This is a genomic window from uncultured Virgibacillus sp. (assembly GCF_947495635.1).
GTDB classification, from domain to species: Bacteria; Bacillota; Bacilli; order Bacillales; family Amphibacillaceae; genus Virgibacillus; species Virgibacillus salarius.
The window spans coordinates 19,594-40,790 of sequence record NZ_CANMAB010000018.1; the positions used below are offsets into that span (position 1 = coordinate 19,594).

A 21,197-nucleotide genomic window follows, 5' to 3' on the forward strand; every position below is an offset into this window, starting at 1 on the left:
AAACTTAGATTGTTCGGTAATCTTCTGAACTAGGAAAAAAAGGGAGAGATTGTGCTCCCCCTTTTTATTATTCAATTTACACTATCAATCTATAGTTCAATATCATCTTTGAATTTTTGGTATGTTTCTTTAACGATTTCATATTCTTCGTCTGTTGCCTCATCAATTGCATCCCAATTATAAACATCATTCATAATTTTTATCATTTCTTTATCTTCATTAAAGGAAAGGAAAGTTTCTTTAATTTCTTGTACTAATTCATCATCTAGTTCTTTGGTGACAGAAATCGTATCGTTCGGGATTTCTTCAGTATAGTCAAGTACTTTTAATTTATCCATAACATCTGGATATTCTTCTTCTAGCTCCGTGCGTACATCATCAAAAGTTGTTGCCACATCTGCATCTCCTTCATAAACAGCGATGGCAGCACTATCGTGACCGCCGGCAGAAGTAGTTGCACTAAAGAAATCACTTTCCAGTTCAGGACCAGAAGCATAATCAAATTCTTGCATTAATTGATATGCAGGGAAAAGATATCCAGAAGTAGAGCCTTTATCTGCATATGCCCAAACTTTATTCTCTAAGTCTGCCAATGAGTTGATATCTGAATCAGAACGAACTAGATATTGTGCTTTATATGTACCGGAGCCGTATCGAATAGATTTTAAGATTACTTCCACGTCATATTGTTCATTTGCTAAAACATAGCCAAACGCTGGTATAAAGCCAATATGTACCTGATTTGCACCCATCGCTTCAACCAAAGCGTTGTAATTTGTCATTACTTCACCTTTTACTTCTATACCTAATTCTTCGCTCAAACGCTTTGCTAAAGGTTCAACGGTATCAGCAATCGTATCCGAATCCTGTGATGGAACGAACCCCATTACTAATGTCTCTGGTTTACTGTTACCTTCGCTACTTTTGTCCCCATTACTATCTTTGGATTCATCAGAGCTTCCACATGCTGCTAGTACAATTGCCAAAAATAAGACTAAAAATAGACTAAGCCACTTTTTCATCTTGACCCTCCTAAAAAATTAAAATGTACACTTTAATTAAATACTATTTAGGACAAAAATGCTAGGTTGATTTCAAAAAAATTCTACAAATTTACAAATTCATTACAAAGTGTGGTTTATCGAATGCTGTAAATAAGGATATACTTGTACCGGAGTAGATTTCTTTTATCCTAGAGAAGGTAATAAATAGGTATAGAGGAGTGGAGAAATGTCATGTCAACATTTCAAAAGGCACTATTCTTATATAATGGTAATGCTGGTGGTGATGTAATAGAAGATAAGCTAGCCCAAACCATACCTATACTATCGCAGGCAATTAAGCAGCTTACTGTTATCCAAACCAATTCTGTCGAGGATGCTAAACGCACATGTGAAATGTATGCGAAGCAAGTAGAACTTATTATTATTCTTGGAGGCGATGGTACTGTACACGCATGTATAAATAAGATTGCTTCTTTGAAGGAGCGGCCAATTCTTGCAGTCTTGCCAGGCGGTACGTCAAATGATTTTAGTAGGATGATGCTGATGCCGCAAAGTTTGGAGGAAGCAGCACAAACGATCCTTGAAGGTACAATAATGGATATTGATATCGGAAAGGCAGACGAACGTTACTTTTTGAATTTTTGGGGCGTGGGGCTAGTAACGGAGACATCACAAAATATTGATCCAAATCAAAAGAAAAATTTTGGTGTTCTTAGTTATTTTATGAGTACAATTAAAACGGTTAGTCAGGCGAAAAGCTTCACATATAATATAACTACGAGACAAGATAGCTATAATGGGGAAGCTGTTATGATATTAGTATTAAATGGCAAGTTTATCGGAACAAGGGAACTTCCAATTACATCGATACATCCTTCTGATGGCTTACTTGATGTCTTAATTGTGAAAAACTCTAACTTAGCTTCATTTCGAGAGTTATTATCGATGAACAATCCAGAAATGGATACAGACAACTTAAGGGAAGTCACATACTTCCAAACGGATTATTTAGAGGTGTATACAGAGGAGGAAAAAGAAGTGGATACCGATGGGGAAATAGCAGCTGGTACTCCTTCAACCATTGAGGTAGTACCATCACACCTGAAAATGATATGTGGATCTGTAAAATAAAAAAATGAATTTGATTTTTACACAATTCCGAATAAGCAATTGTCAGCTTGTAGAGACACCCCTGTTTTCATAAGCTTTTTTTGCTTGGGAAATTATGGTATTCGTCGTTTTCATCGAATAGACTCGCACCTAACACAACTTGAATAGGTGCAGGTAATCATCTTTATGTTTTGGCAAGCTACCCCTGAGTAATGCTTGTTCTCACATATTTTCTTCTCCGCACAAACGATAATAACGTAGCATGCAGTTCTTTTGAAAATTTCTCCTAAGAAATTGTGTTTTTTGAATCCTTCTAAGTGGATGATGCGTAGGAATAGGGAAAAATATCCAACAAACCAATCGTTATGGATAGTGTAAGTATTGTAGTGACAAAGACGTTCGCTTAATTTACAAAATGACGAAGGAACTATGCTATCATACGTTTAATTATGGATTCGGAAAGGGAGGAGAGGGAATGATCATAGATCGTACATTAAAAGAAAAAAAGGAAGACACCTCTCTAAAGTTATTCGTTGTATTATCAAAAGCGTATCGAACAATTATGGAACAAGTAGAAGCAGATATTCAACGTAGAGGGCTTAATTTAACAGATTTTGCAGTATTGGAATTACTGTATCATAAGGGAGGGCAACCATTAAAAAATATTGGCGAGAAAATATTGCTAACAAGTGGCAGTATTACATATGTTGTCAATAAATTAGAGAAGAAGAGTTATTTAAAACGAATTCCAAACCCGGATGATCGTCGCGTTACATTTGCAGAGATTACGGAGAAGGGAGCCGATTTATTGCAAACGATCTTTCCAGGACATTGGGAAAGAATCGAAGAGATAACAAATGGACTAAATGTAGCGGAGAAAGAGATAGCAATAGAGCTATTAAAAAAGCTAGGTACGTCCATTCGTACATTATAGGATTACTTTCAAGAAATAACTTATAGGGTGTGATAAATGTCACAGCCTTTAATAGAAAAATATGGTAATATTCAAATGGGATGTGGGATCCCTGCTCTTTAAAATGAATAGACAAGCGATATATGCTTGGCAATGAAGAAGCAAAATATTTATCTCAATAGAAGATATATGTTTTGCTTTTTCCCATATAGGAAACAGTATTGCTGTAACCTATATATTGTATGGATTGAAGGTTTCTAAAAGGAGACGTTGTGCGTGGAGATTAAATTAAAACCTACTACTAGGTATGTTGTAATCCTAGAAGTAGGTTTATTTTATCCCGCCTATAATCGTTTAAAAAGGGTGACTTTCTTCTATTCGAATGACAGTGTAAGAAATAGTACCTAAATTATGTAAATGAATTGTAATGTTTTTAACATAATTCAGTTTGTGTTACTCTATTGCTGGGTATTATACAATTAGAAATCTTAGTTGCTTTAAAGGAGGTTTGTGCTATGGAAGAATCAGATGTGCTCGTTTATATAAGCAGTGACTGTAAAGAATGTGAAAATCTTTTGAAACATTTAAAGGAATGGGATATCTCTTTTCGTACAAAAAATGTTAACGAGAATAGCAATTATATGAAAGAACTGCAAGAGAAGGGTATATACGGTACTCCAGCAACCTTTATTAAAGAAGAAAGTGAACCAATTTTAGGTTTCCAAAAAAATAAAATTAAATATCGTTTGGGTTTAGAAAATACAGGTATATCACATTATAGTTCCTTATTTGAGGGGTATCGAAAGTAGTATCGGTATCAGTCACACACCTTTCGTAATTGCATAAGCTATTGTAAAAGAAGAATTAGAGAAGGTGTGTGTCAAATGTATAATCGGCCTTATTTTGATCATGTATATAATCATTATGATGGCCAGCGTAATTATCCCTATCCTCAACCAACTTCCCACTATATGAACATTGATCCCGAGCAACAAAACTTTCATCAAACGATTCAGCAAAGTTTTCAATCTTATTATCCCCAAACCCCTTATGACTATTTTACTAAACCGCAACAACCTATGAGCTGGCCAGGTATTAAATCCCAAGCATCACAGCCGAATTTTCAACAAGAGATGCATAATATGCATGCTCCAGAAAACAGTGGGCAAGCACAGCAACCAGGTGAAGCAGGGCAACAATTAGACTTAGATAAAATGTTATCAACGGTAGGTCAATTAGCAAACACGTATCATCAAGTATCGCCAATCGTAAAACAGTTCGGTTCATTAATAAAGGCATTTAGATAATTGATGGCTAAAAAGCTGATGTTAGCCACATCAGCTTTTTCTGTCAACCGTTTTAAGGTCAAGCTGTAAGCTATTTTGTAGGAGTAACGAAATTGCTTTTGTTAAAAATTAGAAATCATGGGAGTAAAAATCACACGGTATCTCGAAGAAGTTTGTAATAATCTAACGAATGATCGGGTATACGAAAGGTAGGACTTGAAGAGGAGAATATAAATGATAGCATGTTTGGTTATTCATGGATATACAGGAGGTCCCTATGAGGTTGAACCTTTAGCCAACTATTTGCAAGAAAATACGAATTGGCATGTGGAGGTACCGACGTTACCAGGACATGGAAGAAAATTAAACTTAAAGAATGTTTCACATAAGAAATGGATAAAGGCAGCTGAGAATAGCTTGCTGCAGTTAAAGGCAAAGTTTGAGACGATTTACCTTATTGGTTTTTCTATGGGGGGAATGATAGCTGCTTATTTAGCAGCTAAATATAACGTCAATAAACTTGTCCTTCTAGCTACATCAGGGAAATATTTATCCTTTAAACAAATTGGATTAGACGTTGCTGGTGTATTAACAGATGCTATGAAGGGGAACTTAAGAAAAAACAAATTGTATCAAAATTATCGAAAAAAAATAGGAGCAGTGCCGTTAAAATCGAATATTGAATTTCTTAAATTGGTGAAATTTACACGTCGTTACTTAAGAAAAATTGATTCACCAGTACTTATTGCACAAGGCCAGCAGGATGGGATGGTCCCATATAAAACTGCATATTACTTAAATAAAGAAATTACTTCTAAACGAAAAGAGGTTGTCTTTTTTGAACGATCTAGGCACTTAATATGTCTAGGAGATGATAAGGATACACTGAACCAGATGGTGTTTTCTTTCCTTACGAAAGAACCAGTATCGAATGAATAGGCGGTAGTAATATCATTTTAACACTCAGTTACTTCGGACACTTTATCCACATATAACTGGCAGTAATCCCCCAACTGCAAGCAATAAAGTGAAACCACTATGGGTAATTAGGGGGGCAACTGCCAGTAAATGTCCGATTGGTTCAAAGGCCTTTTGGTCATACTCTTGTGGTACTACCAATCAGTGGCAAATCCCTCATCTTATTTTCTATTATTTATTTGTATTAAAAAAGGAGATAACTAATGCTCCTTCCCCGCCATAAGTTGAAATTAACGGACCGGTATCCATGAGATAAGCATCCTTAAAGGGATATTTACTACGTATGTCGGCAAGTACTTTTTTCGCTCTTTCTTCTGCATTACAATGAGACATAGATATTACTTTATCTTCGAAATTTTTTGTGTATTCTCCGATTTGTTCAATAAAACGTCTAATCGATTTTTTATCGCCTCTAACCTTTTCCGTTACTTCGATTGCTCCTTCTTCACTAGCTTTCATTAACAACTTTATATTAAGAGTTTTGGCAATTGTCCCCTTAACCTTATCTAGACGACCACCTAGTACTAAGTTTTCTAATGTCTTGAGCACAAATAATGTAGTTGTATGCTCGACTAGGTAATGTATGTGATCCACAAGCTCTCCAAACGAGTAATTATCTTCTATTTTATTGATTGCTTCGTGAAGTAGAAGAGCGATACCACAAGAGGCTGTTTTCGTATTAATCACTTCAATGATCCGGTCAGGCTCTTCCTCTAACAGCATATTCATTCCCATAACTGCATTTTCATACGTACTGCTTAATCCTTTAGTAAGACTAAGCATAAGTATAGGAGTTTGTTTACTTACTTGTTTATATGCCTCGTAAAAGTCATTTGGACTAGGAGCAGCAGAACGTGGAAGTTCATTCATTTCCTTTATTTTTTTATGAAAAGTTGGTAAGTCTAAATCGACATCGCTTTTGTATTGACCATCACTAAAGTGCAGGTATAACGGTACTTGAATAATCTCTGTCTTACGAAGCAAACGCTGTGGAATATCAGCTCCGCCATCTGTCATTAATTGTATGTGCATGCCTTCACCCATTTCATATAAATTAATCTTGTTGTTCTTTTTTTGCAATGGTTACCTTCTTTTTCTGGTTTGTACTTAAAATGAATAGGAACAATCCAAATAAAACGATGGTACCACCCAGTAATTGAAAGGCGGTTACCTTCTCTTCTAAAATAATATAGGCAAGTATGGAGGCTCCAACTGGTTCAAATACAATTCCCATTGAGATAGTCGCTGTGCTCAGCCATTTTAACGCCCAATTAAACAGGGTATGACCAAGAAAAGTAGGAATGATAGCTAGTGCTAAGAAAACCCACCAATGGTCTGCTGGATATCCAAAAAAAGGATGTTGAAAAGCTAAATTATATAGTATAAGTGTAATGGCGCTAACACTATATACTACAAATGTATAGCTCATCAAAGAAAGGCTTCTTCTAACTCGTTGTCCAAGTAAAAAGTATGCCGTAACCGTTATAGCACCGCCCAATGCCAATATGTCTCCATATAAAGCCATTCCACTTATTTTAAAGTCACCCCAGCTTATGATAATGCTTCCGATTAATGCAATCAACATACTTATTACTGCTCCAGATGAAAAACGTTCCTGAAAAAAGAAATACGTACCTAAAAATGCAAAAATTGGTTGTAAGGATACTAGTACGACAGAACTAGCTACGGAAGTAAAATTTAAGGATTCGAACCATAATATAAAGTGGAAGGCTAAAAAAACTCCTGCAAGAATAGATAGAAGCCAGTCTTTTCTATTTATTAACTTTAATTCATGACGATATTTTAATAAAATGATGGGAGCCATCAATAATACAGCAAATACTAATCGGTAATTGGCTATTATTGAAGCAGGTGCTTGATCAGCAAGCCTGACAAATATAGCAGACGTCGATACAGAAATTACTCCGATTACAACTGCAATGTATGGATTAAATGGAGGAAGACGCATCCCAAACCTCCTTATTTCTATCTTGTATATCTCATTCATTTTATCATGGTATTACTAAAAAATCATTTATCTAATTAGTATCCTTGTGAAAAATATGTTATGATATTGATTGCATGAGTTTACGATTGAGGCCTCTTACCATATAAGGTGAAGCCTTTTTGTACTTTAGGAAGTATAAAAATACATTCTATTAATAGAATATAAATTTTAAGTGATACGATTTGTGTAGATTCCCTTTAAATAAATTTTATAGTGTGTGTTCTTACAAAAGGGCAAGATTGGATCAAGAAGTACAGCCTTTATATGGTTAGTAATATAATGGTCTGAGGAGCAGAATACGATCTGCATACTATTTCATGGACTTTTTGAAGATCCTCTAATACGATGCTGTGAAAGCGGGGACCATAACAAGGACTAAAGTATAGAAGCAACACGGCCTCTTTTACAATAAAATTTTTACACAAAAAAGGAGTAGAGGAATAGGTGACAACATTTAAAGAACTAGGCATCTCAAATCCCATAATGAAAGCATTGGAGAGAATGGGTTTTGAAGAAGCAACCCCAATTCAAGCAGAAACAATACCATTAGCGATACAGGGTAATGACGTTATTGGACAAGCGCAGACAGGAACAGGTAAAACCGCTGCTTTTGGTATTCCTATGATCGAAAAATTGGATGCCAAAGCACGAAAAATCCAAGGGCTAGTTGTAGCCCCGACAAGAGAATTAGCAATTCAAGTAGCGGAAGAACTTAATCGACTTGGAAAATTAAAAGGGGTACGTGCATTTGCGGTATATGGTGGACAGCATATGGACCGTCAAATTCGTTCACTAAAGGATGGTCCCCAAATTGTAGTTGCAACTCCAGGTAGATTACTTGACCATATGCGTAGAAAAACGATACGTACAAATAATATTCAAACTGCTGTCTTAGATGAAGCAGATGAAATGCTAAACATGGGTTTTATTGATGATATTCGCGATATTCTAAAAGGCATACCTGAAGAAAGACAAACACTTCTATTTTCGGCTACGATGCCAAAAGAAATACGTGATATTGCAACAAATTTAATGAAGCAACCTAAAGAGATTAAGATCAAAGCGAAGGAAATGACAGTTGAAAATATTGACCAATATTTTATAGAAATTCCTGAAAAATATAAGTTTGATACGTTGAATAATCATTTAGATATTCATTCACCTGATCTAGCAATCGTATTTAGTCGTACGAAAAAGCGGGTAGATGAAATAACAGAAGGTTTACAAGCAAGAGGTTATCGCGCAGAAGGAATTCATGGTGATTTAACACAAGGGAAACGGATGTCAGTGTTAAACAAGTTTAAGAATGGGCGTGTCGATGTTTTAGTGGCTACGGATGTGGCTGCTAGAGGTCTTGATATATCCGGTGTTACCCATGTATATAATTTTGATATTCCACAGGATCCAGAGAGCTATGTACACCGTATTGGGCGTACAGGTCGTGCAGGTCGTACAGGTGAGGCTATTTCCTTTATTACTCCACGAGAAATGGCACACTTGCAGTTGATCGAGAAAGTAACGAAGAGTAAAATGAAGCGTTTAGTTCCACCGACTAATCATGATGCTCAAAAAGGTCAACAGCAGGTAGCGCTGAAGAAAATTATGGATACGATAGAGAAGAAAGATCTAAAGGATTATCATCAAACTGCTAATCAATTGTTAGAGGAGCACGATTCTGTCTCTGTAATTGCAGCAGCTCTTAAATTGCTTACAAAGGAACGAAAAGATACACCAGTCAAAATATCTTCTGTAGCCCCTGTTAGCGTGAAGAAGGCGCAGCGTTCTAAGGATAATCGTCGATCAAATAATAAACGGTTCTATGGTAAACGTGGTCAAAGCGGTCGTGGTGGCCAAGGAGGGCGCAATCAAGGTGGACGTAATAGAAAGGGAAATTACCAGAAGCGCAGGAATCGTGATTCCTAATCATATCATTACAACTTCTTCGTTGTAAGAAGCTTCAAGCTGTCGAGAAATTTTTTCTCGGCAGCTTTTTAATAACGTGCTAATTTAAATATGGTTGCCTTACAAAAAGGTGATGTTTTAGGTGATGCATATGAATATCTGATTGGTTAATTTGCAATGGGATCAGGTGAAAAGGCAGGGGAATTCTATATACGCCACGTCAAGTAGCTTTATCTCCGTTAACTCGCTCCAGTCGCTACGTTTCTAATCGTGCGCTTGCAGAAGATGGTGCAATGCTTTATTTACAACTATGCTTCCACTATTAATTTTGAATTTTTTCGAAGTTTCCCCACTTATAACTGGCAGTAATACCCTCACTTCAAGCAATAAAGTGAAACCAATAGTGGTAAGTAGGTGACTCACTGCCAGTATATGTCTGATGGCTTCAAAGACCATTAGGTCATACCCTTGTGGTACTAACCATTAGTGGGGAATAAACAAAACCCCCAACTTTTTATGTTCCAGTATTAGTTTCTCTATCACGTATTTTCTAAATAGTCTGCTTACAATTTAATAGTTCATTGGGGGTAGTGAATATATAATTTGCATCTTCAAAGCCTTCTTTGGATTTTGCCCCCCAATAGGCTAACCCGAAATCAACACCAGCGGATTTTGCACATCTTAAATCATATACAGAATCACCTATATAGATTGCCTCACTTGCTTTACAATTCAATATTTTAAGTGCTAATTCTAGTGGTTCTGGATTAGGCTTGTGTTTTTCGGTATCATCTGCACAAATAACGGATTGAAAGTGATGAGCAATATTTAATTTTTCAAATCCGGCTTGCAATTCTTTCTTATTTTGAGAAGTTACGATTGCCGTATTTGGAAGTTTGGCAATGACCTCAATCATACCTTGAAATACAGGTACATGTTTCATGAAAGGTTTTTGCTTTTCTAACCAAGTATTGAGTGTGGTTGGAATATCTGCGATCTCAAGGATTTCCAAAGTTCTTAATCCAGGAATCCCGATGGAAAAACGTAACTCTTCAATATCTTTTAGAATTCCGATTTGTCGTAATGTGGATTGTAATGCCTCAAGCCCAATTCTTTCTGAATCAATAATCGTTCCATCTAAATCAAATATAAAGCTTTTATACATGCCTATTCATCTCCCATCTTATGATACATTTATGGTAGATGATGAAATGGATTTCAGGTCAATAGTCAGATTGAAGATCGCCGAATAATATTATATGGAATTTTTATTTTATCACGGGATTTTCTGATAGCAAGCTCAAAAGCCTGCTCGCCAACATGCATTAAATGATGATCTACAGTAGCTAAACCCAGTGCCACCCCTACTGGTTGGTTTTCCTGTCCGATTATTGCCAAATCTTCAGGTACTTTTAAGCCAGAAGATTGCGCATATTGATAAATTCCACCCGCAACCTCGTCGCCGTTGGCATATATAGCACTTGGTTTATTATTAAGGGCGAAGAACCTTTTGGCTGCCTGAAAGCCGTCCTCTAGACAATAGCATTGCGAAATATACGTGCCGGGTCTAAGTTCTCCGAATACTTCTTTATACGCTTGGCAAGTTTGCTGTGTACTAAGACTTTCTTCTCCCCTAGCAGTCGTAAAAGCAACAGAGGAATGCCCCAATTCCTTTAATGTTTGAAAGGCGTCTATATAGGAAGCATATCTGTCAATATAAGAACAGCCTATTTTCTTGAAGTCTGTATATTCACAAGAGATGATGGATCCATAAGTTGTAAACGGTAAGATTTCATCCCACGCATTTGCTTTTGAGGTTATGATGATACTGTCTAGTAATTTATTTTTTAGCATAGCGAGGTATTCCAATTCTTTCTTTTTATCATATTTGGTAGGAAGAACAATGACAGAAAAGTCCATTTTTACTGATCTATGAAGGATTCCTTGTAACATTTGATCAAAAGCTTGATTATTATTATAAGGTAGGATTACTCCAATTATATTTGTTTCTCCGCGAATTAGATCAATCGCATTTTTATTAGGTGTGTAGTTTAAATCGTTAATGACTTTTTGAACGGCGTTTCTTTTTTCCTCAGAAACGTATTTATAATTATTTAGCACTCTCGAAACCGTTGATACGGATACTCCGGCTATCTTTGCAATATCATTAATATTTGTCATTTTTTTCTCCTGTAATAGGTTTGTATAGTTATGAACGATAATCAGAACAGGCCAACCCGAGTACTGAGCGGGTTAGCCTTTTTTAAGATAATTATAAAATTCTACTCATTAATCCAAGAAAAACTAAAATCGCAAAAATAATCCACCAAATATGATTCTTCCATTTTGCTGGAAAGCGTTTTTTATTCCAGCGATTAGGGTCAAATTGGATCGAGTCATCTGAATGATTTCTTCTTGTGGCAACTGTAGCCCAGGGATTATACATTTTTGCGCCTGTCAGTACGATGGGGGCAATCGCGAATCCACCAATAAAACCAAAAATGTGTCCATAAATATTAATGTTTTGACGGATGAATGTCATAATAAGTCCCACGATTACGATCGTTAGTATTATTTGTGAGCTTGTTTGATCAATGAGATGTTTACGGAATGTAACCATAAATATATAAATCCCAAACAAACCAAAGATAGCACCAGATGCACCGACATGGACAAAGGAGAAATCCAATGAGCCGAAGAGATATGTCCCTAAATTGCCAATAAATCCAGCTGCTAAATAAGCAATTATAAATTTTGTTCTACCAAGCATTTGCTCAAGAGCAGGTCCGAATAATACGAGGGAGAATGAATTGAATAATGCATGTGTCAAGTTTACATGAAGGAAAATTGGTGTTATTAGACGCCAATACTCTCCTTGATGAATATAGTAATTGCTACCTGCTCCGAACTGATAGAGCGTGTCACCGAATGGTAACTGTAAAAGATCAATGATTATCCATAATCCAAGATGAATAATAACTAAAGTAGTTACAATAGGATATGCTTGCCTAAATTCTTTTATACTTCTTTCATTTCGTATAAACATTGGACTCCCCCGACTTATACTTTTTTAGAAATAGAATTACTATGGTATTCCATTCGTTATTGTTATTATTATTATTGTAATATACGATCATGTATAGTATGACCAATTTTATCGTACTAAAATAATAATTAAAAACATAGTAATTTGCACGAATAGACTGATGCAATAATAAGAGAAGTAATTCGATTGGATTCTTCAGGCGTATTTAACGACTTTAGCCAGTTTGAAAAGGAGTAAGATGTTCATGATCAGAGGAATAGGAATTGATCTTATTGAGTTATATCGTATAGAAAATAGTATGCAGAGAACTCCACGTATAATAGAAAGAATTTTAACTCCGATCGAAAGGGAGAGATTCTATGCTCTCCATAACAAGAGGAGGCAGGTGGAATTTTTAGCTGGTAGATTTGCAGCGAAAGAAGCATTTGCTAAAGCTGTAGGAATAGGCATCGGACGGCTTAGCTTTCAGGATATAGAGATTCAAATTGGAGAGAATGGTGCTCCAATTTTACATGCTAAAGGGTATGGAAAAGAGAAAATATTTTTGTCCATTACACATACGGCTGATTATGCTGCTGCGCAAATTGTGATTGAAGCTCTATAAGGACATGCATAATCGCTCAGGTTGTCTCATATATTTTAGTGCGGGTAGGAGGGAACACATTGTATATTGTCACCGCTAAGGAAATGTACGATATCGATCACTTTGCAATGACCGAAATTGGTTTAGATGGGAAATTGTTAATGGAGAATGCTGGACGAGCTGTTGCTGATCGTGTGACAGCAATTGTTAAGGATACGGACAAGATTTGCGTGCTTGCTGGTTCAGGTAATAATGGTGGAGATGGTTTTGTTATAGCTAGAACACTTCTAGACAAAGGTTATGCTGTTCAGGTACTACAGGTGGTTGCTAATGATAAAATCCTTGGAGATGCGTATTATCATAAACGACTATTTGAAAGGTGCGGAGGCATCATATCCTTATTTGATGGTAAATGTACATCAATGATAACTAGTAATAATGTAATCATTGATGCAATAATTGGCATTGGTTCGAAGGGGATATTACGTGAACCATTAGCATCGTTGGTTCATTATATTAACCGTGAAGCGAAAAAAGTAATTTCTGTAGATATTCCTTCGGGACTACCGGCAGATGAAGGTAAAGGGGAATTTATTTCTATTCAAGCAGACTATACTTTTGTTATAGGTGCGCCGAAGGTCAGTGCGTTTTTGAATCACACCTCTCCTTATTACGGAAAGTGGGAGCCTGTTTCCATTGGTTTACCTTCCCGTGCTTTCAAAACTAACACATCTAGATTCGTATGGGGAATAGATGATGTTCGGAATAGTTTACCTGATCGGAAACCAGATGATCATAAAGGAGAGCACGGTAAGGGTCTGGTGATAGGAGGGAGTAAGGAGATGCCGGGTGCGCTAGCTATGAGTTTAAAAGCTTCGCTACGAGCTGGAGCGGGTCTCATTACTGGAGCAACTACCGAAGGCGTCATTCGGATGCTTTCTGCTAATTGTATAGAAGCTACCTATAAAGAATTATCTGAAACAAATGGTTTTCTTGATAACCGAACTGATGTAAGTTTAGAAGGCTATCATGCTGTCGCTATAGGAATGGGCATGGGAAGAAGAACGTGTACCGGTGATTTGGTTCGAAGCTTAGTTCATACAGCTGAATGTCCGATTGTGATAGATGCGGATGGCCTATATCATATAAAAGAGGATCTTTTAGATATAGAAAATAGGCGTTATCCAACAGTAATCACACCGCATCCTGGAGAAATGGCAATGCTTTTAGGGATTACTGTAAATGAGTTACTCCTAGAACCATTTAGGTATTCGCGTGAATTCGCTATTAAAAATAACTCCTATGTCGTTCTCAAGGGAATGATTACCATTATTACATCTCCTGAAGGTGAGCAAGTTGTGAATATGTCTGGTAATCCTGGTCTTGCCAAAGGGGGAAGTGGAGATGTGTTAACAGGCATTATCTTAGCAATGATTATGCAGGGACAAACGATTTTTCAAGCGCTGTGTAATGCTTGTTATATTCATGGAAGGTCCGCAGATGAATTAATAAGTGAAAAGCATTCCTATCATGACCTACTCGCTAGTGATGTGATCGATGGGCTTGCGAAGGTATTTCGTATTATTTCTTGAGAGGTATTAGGTGATAACGTTCCCTTTGTTTTTAACTGAGACAAGGGAGATATGTCCATGAAAAGAAAAATTGGCGGTTGGATCATTGTATTTGGCTTCGTACTATTATTATCAGCCTGTGGAGAAAAATCACAGGAGGATGTTGTTGCAGAATTAAAAGACAATTTGGATGAAATGGATGGTTACAAAGCTAAAGCAGAAATGAGTATGAATACCGGCCAGGAGCAGCAAAAGTTCAATATTGATGTTTGGCATAAAAAGGATGATCTCTATCGCGTTGCCTTATCTAACAATGAAGACGAAAAAGGAAATCAGATTATCCTAAAAAATAAAGATGGTGTATTTGTTTTAACGCCTGCATTAAGCAAAAGCTTTAAATTTCAATCAGAATGGCCAGATAATAGCAGTCAACCATATCTTTATCAATCCTTAGTTAAGGATATTGAAAAAGATAAGGAAGCAGCATTTGAAGTGAGTGACTCCCATTATATCTTTAAAACAAAAACAAATTATCAAAGCAACAATAATTTGCCATATCAAGAAATTTACTTTGATAAGAAAACCTTTCAGCCTGTTCAGGTAAATGTACTAGATAAGGATAAGAATGCATTGGTAGAAGTAAAATTTTCGAGCTTTGACAAAAAAGCTACGTTTAAAGACAATGACTTTACTATGAAGAAGAATATGGCGAGTGGAGCAGTAGCTGAGGAAGAGGTTTCTGGAGATGGTGTGGAAGATACACTTACTGTATTTTATCCTTCTTATATGGCAGGATCTGAATTAACAGAGAAAAAAGAAGCCTCAACGGAAGAAGGGGAACGTGTAATTTTGACCTTTGAGGGTGAAAAAAATTTCACGTTGGTCGAAGAAAAATCAAAGGTACAAACGACAATGATGTCTCCAAATGAAGTGAAGGGAGAAATTGTCAATCTAGGATTTGCTGTTGGAGCAATTTCAGCTAACAAGTTAGAGTGGTCTCATAATGGGGTAGACTTCATGTTAGCAAGTGATGAATTAACGAAGCAAGAACTAATTCAGGTTGCTCAATCTGTGCAAAGTAAAGAAGTGAAGTAACATGAAATTCTAACAAGCAGACTCGCAATTACTTGGGGTCTGCTTTTATTTTTGGTTATTTTTAACATAAGTGATCTGATTAAGCGAATGAATTGTAGCTATACTCAAGACGTTCGATTGTGGTTTTACTTCAGGTTTTGCAATTACTCATTATCATAATATTGACATCAACCTCCCCCCAAGAAATAATAGGGGTATTATTATTTTTATCCCTATATAACTGGCAGTAATACCTCCAATTCAAGCGCGATAAAGAGAATCCACTATTGGTAAGTGGGGGATCGACTGTCAGTAAATGTTCGAGGGTTCAATGTCCTTTAGTTCATATCCTTGTGATACGAACTATCAGTGGGGGCTAAACCAACTCACGAACTGATTGAAGTTTCAATTTATATAACCATTAACGTAAGAAACCTCGCGTTATTTGCGAAAGGAGTTAGAGCTAGTGGAATTACATAGATATACTTGGGTTGAAATAGATTTGGAGGCAATTGCATATAATATAAAACAAATAAAACAAAAGCTCCCGATAACAAGTAAAGTAATTGCTGTTGTAAAAGCGGATGGCTACGGTCATGGGAGTATTCCTGTAGCAAAAAAAGCCCTGACAGCTGGAGCGGAAGCGTTAGCTGTGGCATTGCTTGAGGAGGCAATTGAATTACGAAAGGCTCAAATAACAGCGCCGATCTTGGTATTGGGCTGGGTTCCTCCTGAATCAGCTGTTGTAGCAGCCGAACTTGATATTACATTAACCTTTTTTCAACAGGATTGGCTAGATCAAGTAAATAGTTATACACTTGCTAAACCATTAAAGCTTCATTTAAAAGTCGATTCTGGTATGGGGAGGATCGGCATAAGGTCAGAGAAAGAGCTATATTCTATTCTATATGCATTAAATAAAAATAAAAGCATATATTTAACAGGAGTATACACCCATTTTGCAACAGCAGATGAACCAGAGTCAGCTTACTTTTTACAGCAAAAGGAGCGATTTGAAATACTGTTATCGAAACTGAAGCAGCATTGGGCTGGGGAGCTTGATATTCATATAGGCAATAGTGCGAGTGCTATTCGTTTACCAGAAGATATGTACGATTATATTCGATTTGGTATTGCCATGTATGGATTATATCCTTCTAAAGCAGTAAAAGATAAGGGGGAGATAGACTTAAAGCAGGCTTTTTCGTTACACAGCAATCTAGTGCATGTCAAACAAATTGAATCTGGAGATACTGTAAGTTACGGCTGTACGTATACGGCAAATGAAAAAGAATGGATTGGTACAATACCTATTGGATATGGTGATGGGTGGCTGCGAAAAATGCAGGGTTTTTCAGTATTAATCAATGGAAAACGATTACCAATAGTCGGCAGAATTTGCATGGATCAAACCATGGTTCGACTGGACCGCGCTTACCCTGTCGGAACAAAGGTCACATTTATTGGCAGGCAAGACGACACGTTTATTGCAATGGATGAAATCTCCGAGCATGCAGAGACAATTAATTACGAGATTCCTTGTGTAATTAATAAGCGGATTCCACGAATATATAAAGGCCTTTAAGGAAAAGCTCATCATAATTAACTTAATTACATGATATACCACATTTAGAGAAAGAATAAACGACAAAACAAGATATTTTTTGAAAAAAATTAGGGAACCCTTTGCAAATGGGCGAATTCAATGATATCATTAAAAATGACTTTTACAAAGTTCGTTCAACAGTTGGCGGAGGTGTGATGGTTTTGTCAGAGAGCTTACAAGAAGTATTAGTTAAGATACCGAAAAACCTGTTAAATGAGGTGGATGGTCTAATGAAATATGAGAATAGTGATTTAAGTGATTTCATTTGTCAGGCAACTAGAAGCTATCTTCAACACAAAAGAGATGAGCATATCCAACAATTTCGTGAAACGATGCAACGAGGCTATGAAGAAATGGGCCGCATTAATTTAACAATTGCTTCAGAAGCTTTTCAAGCTGAAGAGGAGGCAAAAAATACCTTGGAACGCTCTGTGATCGGGGTGTAACCATTTGATCGTACAAAGAGGCGAAGTATATTTCGCTGACCTTTCCCCTGTTGTTGGATCAGAGCAGGGAGGCGTGCGCCCGGTATTGATCCTGCAAAATGATATCGGGAATCGTTTCAGTCCTACCGTTATTGTCGCAGCAATTACAGCACAAATTCAGAAAGCGAAGCTCCCAACGCATGTGGAGATTAACGCAAAACGTTATGGATTTGATCGGGATTCCGTTATTTTGCTAGAACAAATTAGAACGCTTGATAAACAACGATTAACAGATAAAATAACAAAGTTAGATAAAGAAATGATGAATAAGATTAACCAAGCATTAGAAATCAGTCTAGGGCTGAAAGATATGTATGGTCAATAAAAACACCCTTGTTTATAGAAGAACAAGGGTGTTTTTGCATGCAGAAATACGACATTATTCTTCATACATAATTTTGATCTGTGTTACAATTAACTTTGACAAGACAGGGTTATAAACAAAAAAATAAGTAGCAATGTCAGATGAAAAATTGTTTTATTGCGGGTTAATAGTCAATAAACGTAACTGACATAATTGTATTTAGTTAGCTATAATAAAAGTTTCGTATATTGCTTAGTAACAGTCACTTTGAAGAGAACTTTCACTTTACACCTATAACAATCATTAACAATCATTTAACCATAAATGGGGGTAATCCAATGGACGAGAAATTTAAGAAGATTGCGATTGAAAACAGTGACTCAATTGTACAAATGTGGATGGAAGAAATCAATTCATTGAAAGATGGGAATTATACTTCAAGTATTTCCGATGAATTATTTGAAAGCACCAATAGAGAGTTTGTTAATGTTATCTTTACAAGTATAAAAAATGCAGGGCCACCGAAGGCAGTTGAGAGCTTTTCCGAAAAGATTATTAATCTTGGTTGGCCATTAAGCTATATCACTGATGGTCTACAAGTATTTCGCCGAGTCACTGTAGATTATATTTTAAGTCAATCTGAACAAGTAGACTCTGCTTTTATCTCTAATGTTCTTAAAAGCGTAGATGCATGGGTGGAGCCGTTAATTAGACAATTGGTAAATGAGTATTCTGGTAGCTGGGAGAATATTGTTTCTTTACAGCGAGTCGCTCTTCAGGAACTATCAGCTCCATTAATTCCTGTTATGGATAGTATTACAATTATGCCATTAATTGGAACGATCGATACAGAGCGAGCAAAGTTAATCATGGAGAATTTGTTAGACGGCGTGATTAAGCATAACTCGGAAGTGGTGCTAATTGATATTACTGGTGTTCCTGTTGTAGATACGATGGTTGCGCATCATATTATTCAAGCTGCGGAAGCCGTTCGTTTAATCGGGTCAACATGTATTCTTGTTGGGATTCGCCCAGAAATTGCCCAAACAATTGTAAATCTTGGTATTGATTTAGGGAAGTTTCCGACAAAGAGCTCGCTGAAAAAAGGTTTTAGAAGCGCATTGGAAATAACAAACCGAAAGATAGTTGATTTAGAAACGAAAGAAGAAAGTATTGAAGAATTAATTCAGTCATTGAAAGGGGAGTGAAGGCATTGCGAATACCAATCTTAAAACTCCATAATTATTTATTGATCTCCATTCAGACAGAGATAGATGATCAAACAGCAATTCAATTTCAGGAGGATCTCTTAGATAAAATTCATAAAAGTGGTTCTTCTGGTGTAGTCATTGATTTAACATCCGTCGAAATCATTGATTCATTTATTGCTAAAGTTTTAGGTGATGTGGTTACAATGTCAGATCTTATGGGGGCGAAGGTAGTTTTAACAGGTATTCAGCCAGCAGTTGCAATGACATTAATTGATTTAGGGATTCATTTAAAAAATGTTCCAACTGCATTAAATTTAGAACAAGGCCTTATCAAACTCTACCAGGAATTGGGGGAATAGAGCCTATGAAACCTCAATCTTGCGTAAATATAAAGAAAGAGTGGGATATAGTAGGTGCCAGGCAATTAGGGAGAGATATTGCGAAGAAGGTTGGTTTCGGTATCGTTGATCAAGCTCGGATTGCTACAACAATATCTGAACTGGCTAGGAATATCTACTTATATGCGGAGCATGGACAGATATGTTTCGAAGTTATTGATAACCTTGAGCATAAAGGAATGTGTATGATAGCCATTGATGTCGGTCCAGGCATTGAAGATATTGGTCAGGTAATGGAGGATGGTTATTCTACTTCAGGTGGACTGGGGGCTGGATTACCGGGAGTAAAGCGATTAATGGACGAGTTTGATTTGCAATCAGAAGTCGGGAAAGGTACAAGAATAAAAGCAATAAAGTGGTTAAGATAGTTTTATCCCACATATAACTGGCAGTAAACCCCCATTTCATGCAATAAAGTGAAATTTATATGGAAAGTGGGAGATCGACTGCAGTAAATGTCCAATTGGTTCAAAGGCCTTGAGGTCATACCCTTAGTGTACTAACCATCCGTGGGGGATAAGACAAAACCTCCACTAATTGAAGTTTCACTTTAATGGAACCGAGGTGTGTACATGATTAAGAAGTGCACACCCTATCTTTATATATACTGTCAAATGCTCTTGCTTTTTGTTGGATGTTAGGGGGATACGTATGGATGATACCGTTAAAATAGACGTAGAAAATTATAAAGAATTGATGAAGCGTTACATTGAAACAAAGGATGAACAATCACTTTATGAAGTAGAGCAGGTCAGTAAATCCTTTATAAAAAATCATATCCTACCAGATGAGATCGTGAATATGCACATTCAGGCTTTAGCGGAGCTGTATCCTTCTCTAAGTGAAGATATACAGTCTTCCATGAATTTTTTATTAGAAGCTATGATTGCCTATGGTATCGCACATCAGGAATACCAAATGCTACGTGAAAAGCAGTCTGAATTGAAATCCGAAATATCCGTAGCCGCTAGTATGCAGGAAACACTACTTGGAACAATAAAACCAGAAATAGAAGGACTGGATATTGGTGTTATTAGTGTACCTGCGCACCAAATGAATGGTGATTATCATCACTTTGTAAAGGGAAGTGATGGTTCATTAGGTATTGCTATGGCAGATGTTATTGGTAAAGGAATTCCAGCAGCTTTGTGTATGTCTATGATTAAATATGCCATGGATAGTTATCCTGAGGAGGCAATGGAACCAAGGGCAATTTTAAAGAATCTAAATCGTGTAGTCGAAAGAAATGTTGACCCCAGTATGTTTATTACTATGTGTTATGCACAATATATACCTTCCGAACACACACTTCGTTACGCCTCAGCTGGTCATGAGCCTGGGTTTTATTATAACGCTGAGAAGGATATATTTGAAGAGATGGAAACAAAAGGCCTCGTGCTCGGTGTGACCCCTGATGCCGATTATGGTCAATATGAATTAAACATTCATAAAAATGACTTAGTTATCATGCTTACAGATGGAGTTACAGAGTGTAGAGATGGTGATCGTTTTATTGAAAGTGAAGAAGTATTGAGTGTCATCAGACAATATGCGCATCTACCCGCTCAAGAGATGGTAAATCAGGTTTTTAAATACTTCGAACGTCTACAGAATTTTGAACTGCGAGATGACTTTACGTTACTTATATTACGACGGGAAGTTTAATCGTGGTGTTATGTGGGTAAATGTTATGGAGAAGTCAAACTATAAGAAGCGAT

Annotated in this window: 23 protein-coding genes; 16 read left to right on the plus strand and 7 right to left on the minus strand. The window is 36.7% G+C overall.

Annotation, left to right across the window (positions count from 1 at the left end; all coding sequences use genetic code 11):
• Nucleotides 1-89 precede the first annotated feature (89 nt).
• The gene (locus Q1A47_RS06165) at nt 90-1,022 is read right to left on the minus strand and encodes a phosphate/phosphite/phosphonate ABC transporter substrate-binding protein (RefSeq protein ID WP_026680342.1); all 933 of its coding nucleotides are present in this window, start codon (nt 1,020-1,022) and stop codon (nt 90-92) included.
• Between the two features lie 213 nt (nt 1,023-1,235).
• Between Q1A47_RS06165 and Q1A47_RS06170 the strand changes: the two genes are divergently transcribed.
• From Q1A47_RS06170 to Q1A47_RS06190, 5 genes are all read left to right on the plus strand, one after another.
• The gene (locus tag Q1A47_RS06170) at nt 1,236-2,135 is read left to right on the plus strand and encodes a diacylglycerol kinase family protein (protein WP_026680343.1); all 900 of its coding nucleotides are present in this window, start codon (nt 1,236-1,238) and stop codon (nt 2,133-2,135) included.
• Nucleotides 2,136-2,589: 454 nt separating this feature from the next.
• Nucleotides 2,590-3,048 (plus strand): MarR family winged helix-turn-helix transcriptional regulator, encoded by a 459-nt coding sequence (locus Q1A47_RS06175; RefSeq protein ID WP_026680344.1) that lies wholly within the window; start codon nt 2,590-2,592, stop codon nt 3,046-3,048.
• 494 nt (nt 3,049-3,542) lie between these two features.
• On the plus strand, nt 3,543-3,836 hold the full coding sequence (locus tag Q1A47_RS06180; protein WP_026680345.1) for a glutaredoxin domain-containing protein: 294 nt from the start codon (nt 3,543-3,545) through the stop codon (nt 3,834-3,836).
• Between the two features lie 75 nt (nt 3,837-3,911).
• Complete coding sequence (locus Q1A47_RS06185; protein ID WP_051388271.1) at nt 3,912-4,334, plus strand: YppG family protein; 423 nt, start codon at nt 3,912-3,914, stop codon at nt 4,332-4,334.
• Between the two features lie 213 nt (nt 4,335-4,547).
• Nucleotides 4,548-5,252 (plus strand): carboxylesterase, encoded by a 705-nt coding sequence (locus tag Q1A47_RS06190; RefSeq protein ID WP_026680346.1) that lies wholly within the window; start codon nt 4,548-4,550, stop codon nt 5,250-5,252.
• A 42-nt stretch (nt 5,253-5,294) separates the two neighbouring features.
• Here the strand turns inward: Q1A47_RS06190 and Q1A47_RS06195 are convergent, their stop codons facing one another.
• The 3 genes from Q1A47_RS06195 to Q1A47_RS06205 are packed head-to-tail and all read right to left on the minus strand — an operon-like array spanning nt 5,295 to nt 7,260.
• Complete coding sequence (locus Q1A47_RS06195) at nt 5,295-5,432, minus strand: hypothetical protein (RefSeq protein ID WP_166530327.1); 138 nt, start codon at nt 5,430-5,432, stop codon at nt 5,295-5,297.
• Between the two features lie 30 nt (nt 5,433-5,462).
• A complete protein-coding gene (locus Q1A47_RS06200) occupies nt 5,463-6,323 on the minus strand; it encodes a DegV family protein (protein WP_026680347.1) in 861 nt (286 codons plus the stop codon).
• A 22-nt stretch (nt 6,324-6,345) separates the two neighbouring features.
• Nucleotides 6,346-7,260: a DMT family transporter gene (locus Q1A47_RS06205; protein ID WP_026680348.1), complete on the minus strand. Its 915-nt coding sequence runs from the start codon at nt 7,258-7,260 to the stop codon at nt 6,346-6,348.
• Nucleotides 7,261-7,743: 483 nt separating this feature from the next.
• Between Q1A47_RS06205 and Q1A47_RS06210 the strand changes: the two genes are divergently transcribed.
• Entirely contained in the window at nt 7,744-9,222 is a 1,479-nt protein-coding gene (locus Q1A47_RS06210; RefSeq protein WP_026680349.1) for a DEAD/DEAH box helicase, read from the plus strand.
• A gap of 529 nt (nt 9,223-9,751) precedes the next feature.
• Here the strand turns inward: Q1A47_RS06210 and Q1A47_RS06215 are convergent.
• From Q1A47_RS06215 to Q1A47_RS06225, 3 genes are all read right to left on the minus strand, one after another.
• Nucleotides 9,752-10,366, minus strand: a complete 615-nt coding sequence (locus Q1A47_RS06215) for an HAD family hydrolase (protein ID WP_026680351.1) — start codon at nt 10,364-10,366, stop codon at nt 9,752-9,754.
• A 65-nt stretch (nt 10,367-10,431) separates the two neighbouring features.
• Nucleotides 10,432-11,382 carry a LacI family DNA-binding transcriptional regulator gene (locus Q1A47_RS06220; RefSeq protein WP_121604535.1) on the minus strand — a complete coding sequence of 317 codons (951 nt, stop codon included), beginning with the start codon at nt 11,380-11,382 and terminating at the stop codon, nt 10,432-10,434.
• A gap of 91 nt (nt 11,383-11,473) precedes the next feature.
• A complete protein-coding gene (locus tag Q1A47_RS06225; RefSeq protein WP_121604536.1) occupies nt 11,474-12,247 on the minus strand; it encodes a rhomboid family intramembrane serine protease in 774 nt (257 codons plus the stop codon).
• Nucleotides 12,248-12,491: 244 nt separating this feature from the next.
• On the opposite strand from Q1A47_RS06225, the gene acpS reads away from it, so the two are divergent.
• The 10 genes from acpS (at nt 12,492) to Q1A47_RS06275 (ending at nt 21,144) form a co-directional block, all read left to right on the plus strand.
• The gene (gene acpS / locus Q1A47_RS06230; protein ID WP_026680354.1) at nt 12,492-12,851 is read left to right on the plus strand and encodes a holo-ACP synthase; all 360 of its coding nucleotides are present in this window, start codon (nt 12,492-12,494) and stop codon (nt 12,849-12,851) included.
• A 59-nt stretch (nt 12,852-12,910) separates the two neighbouring features.
• The gene (locus Q1A47_RS06235) at nt 12,911-14,422 is read left to right on the plus strand and encodes an NAD(P)H-hydrate dehydratase (protein ID WP_166530328.1); all 1,512 of its coding nucleotides are present in this window, start codon (nt 12,911-12,913) and stop codon (nt 14,420-14,422) included.
• Between the two features lie 57 nt (nt 14,423-14,479).
• Nucleotides 14,480-15,496 (plus strand): outer membrane lipoprotein carrier protein LolA, encoded by a 1,017-nt coding sequence (locus Q1A47_RS06240; RefSeq protein ID WP_026680356.1) that lies wholly within the window; start codon nt 14,480-14,482, stop codon nt 15,494-15,496.
• A gap of 445 nt (nt 15,497-15,941) precedes the next feature.
• A complete protein-coding gene (gene alr / locus Q1A47_RS06245) occupies nt 15,942-17,060 on the plus strand; it encodes an alanine racemase (protein WP_034678655.1) in 1,119 nt (372 codons plus the stop codon).
• A 182-nt stretch (nt 17,061-17,242) separates the two neighbouring features.
• Nucleotides 17,243-17,527: a CopG family ribbon-helix-helix protein gene (locus Q1A47_RS06250; RefSeq protein ID WP_026680358.1), complete on the plus strand. Its 285-nt coding sequence runs from the start codon at nt 17,243-17,245 to the stop codon at nt 17,525-17,527.
• 4 nt (nt 17,528-17,531) lie between these two features.
• On the plus strand, nt 17,532-17,891 hold the full coding sequence (locus tag Q1A47_RS06255; RefSeq protein WP_026680359.1) for a type II toxin-antitoxin system PemK/MazF family toxin: 360 nt from the start codon (nt 17,532-17,534) through the stop codon (nt 17,889-17,891).
• A 317-nt stretch (nt 17,892-18,208) separates the two neighbouring features.
• A complete protein-coding gene (locus Q1A47_RS06260) occupies nt 18,209-19,078 on the plus strand; it encodes an RsbT co-antagonist protein RsbRA (protein WP_026680360.1) in 870 nt (289 codons plus the stop codon).
• Nucleotides 19,079-19,083: 5 nt separating this feature from the next.
• Nucleotides 19,084-19,440: an STAS domain-containing protein gene (locus Q1A47_RS06265; protein WP_026680361.1), complete on the plus strand. Its 357-nt coding sequence runs from the start codon at nt 19,084-19,086 to the stop codon at nt 19,438-19,440.
• 5 nt (nt 19,441-19,445) lie between these two features.
• Nucleotides 19,446-19,847: an anti-sigma regulatory factor gene (locus Q1A47_RS06270; RefSeq protein ID WP_026680362.1), complete on the plus strand. Its 402-nt coding sequence runs from the start codon at nt 19,446-19,448 to the stop codon at nt 19,845-19,847.
• Between the two features lie 283 nt (nt 19,848-20,130).
• Nucleotides 20,131-21,144: a PP2C family protein-serine/threonine phosphatase gene (locus tag Q1A47_RS06275; protein WP_026680363.1), complete on the plus strand. Its 1,014-nt coding sequence runs from the start codon at nt 20,131-20,133 to the stop codon at nt 21,142-21,144.
• Nucleotides 21,145-21,197: the final 53 nt, after the last annotated feature.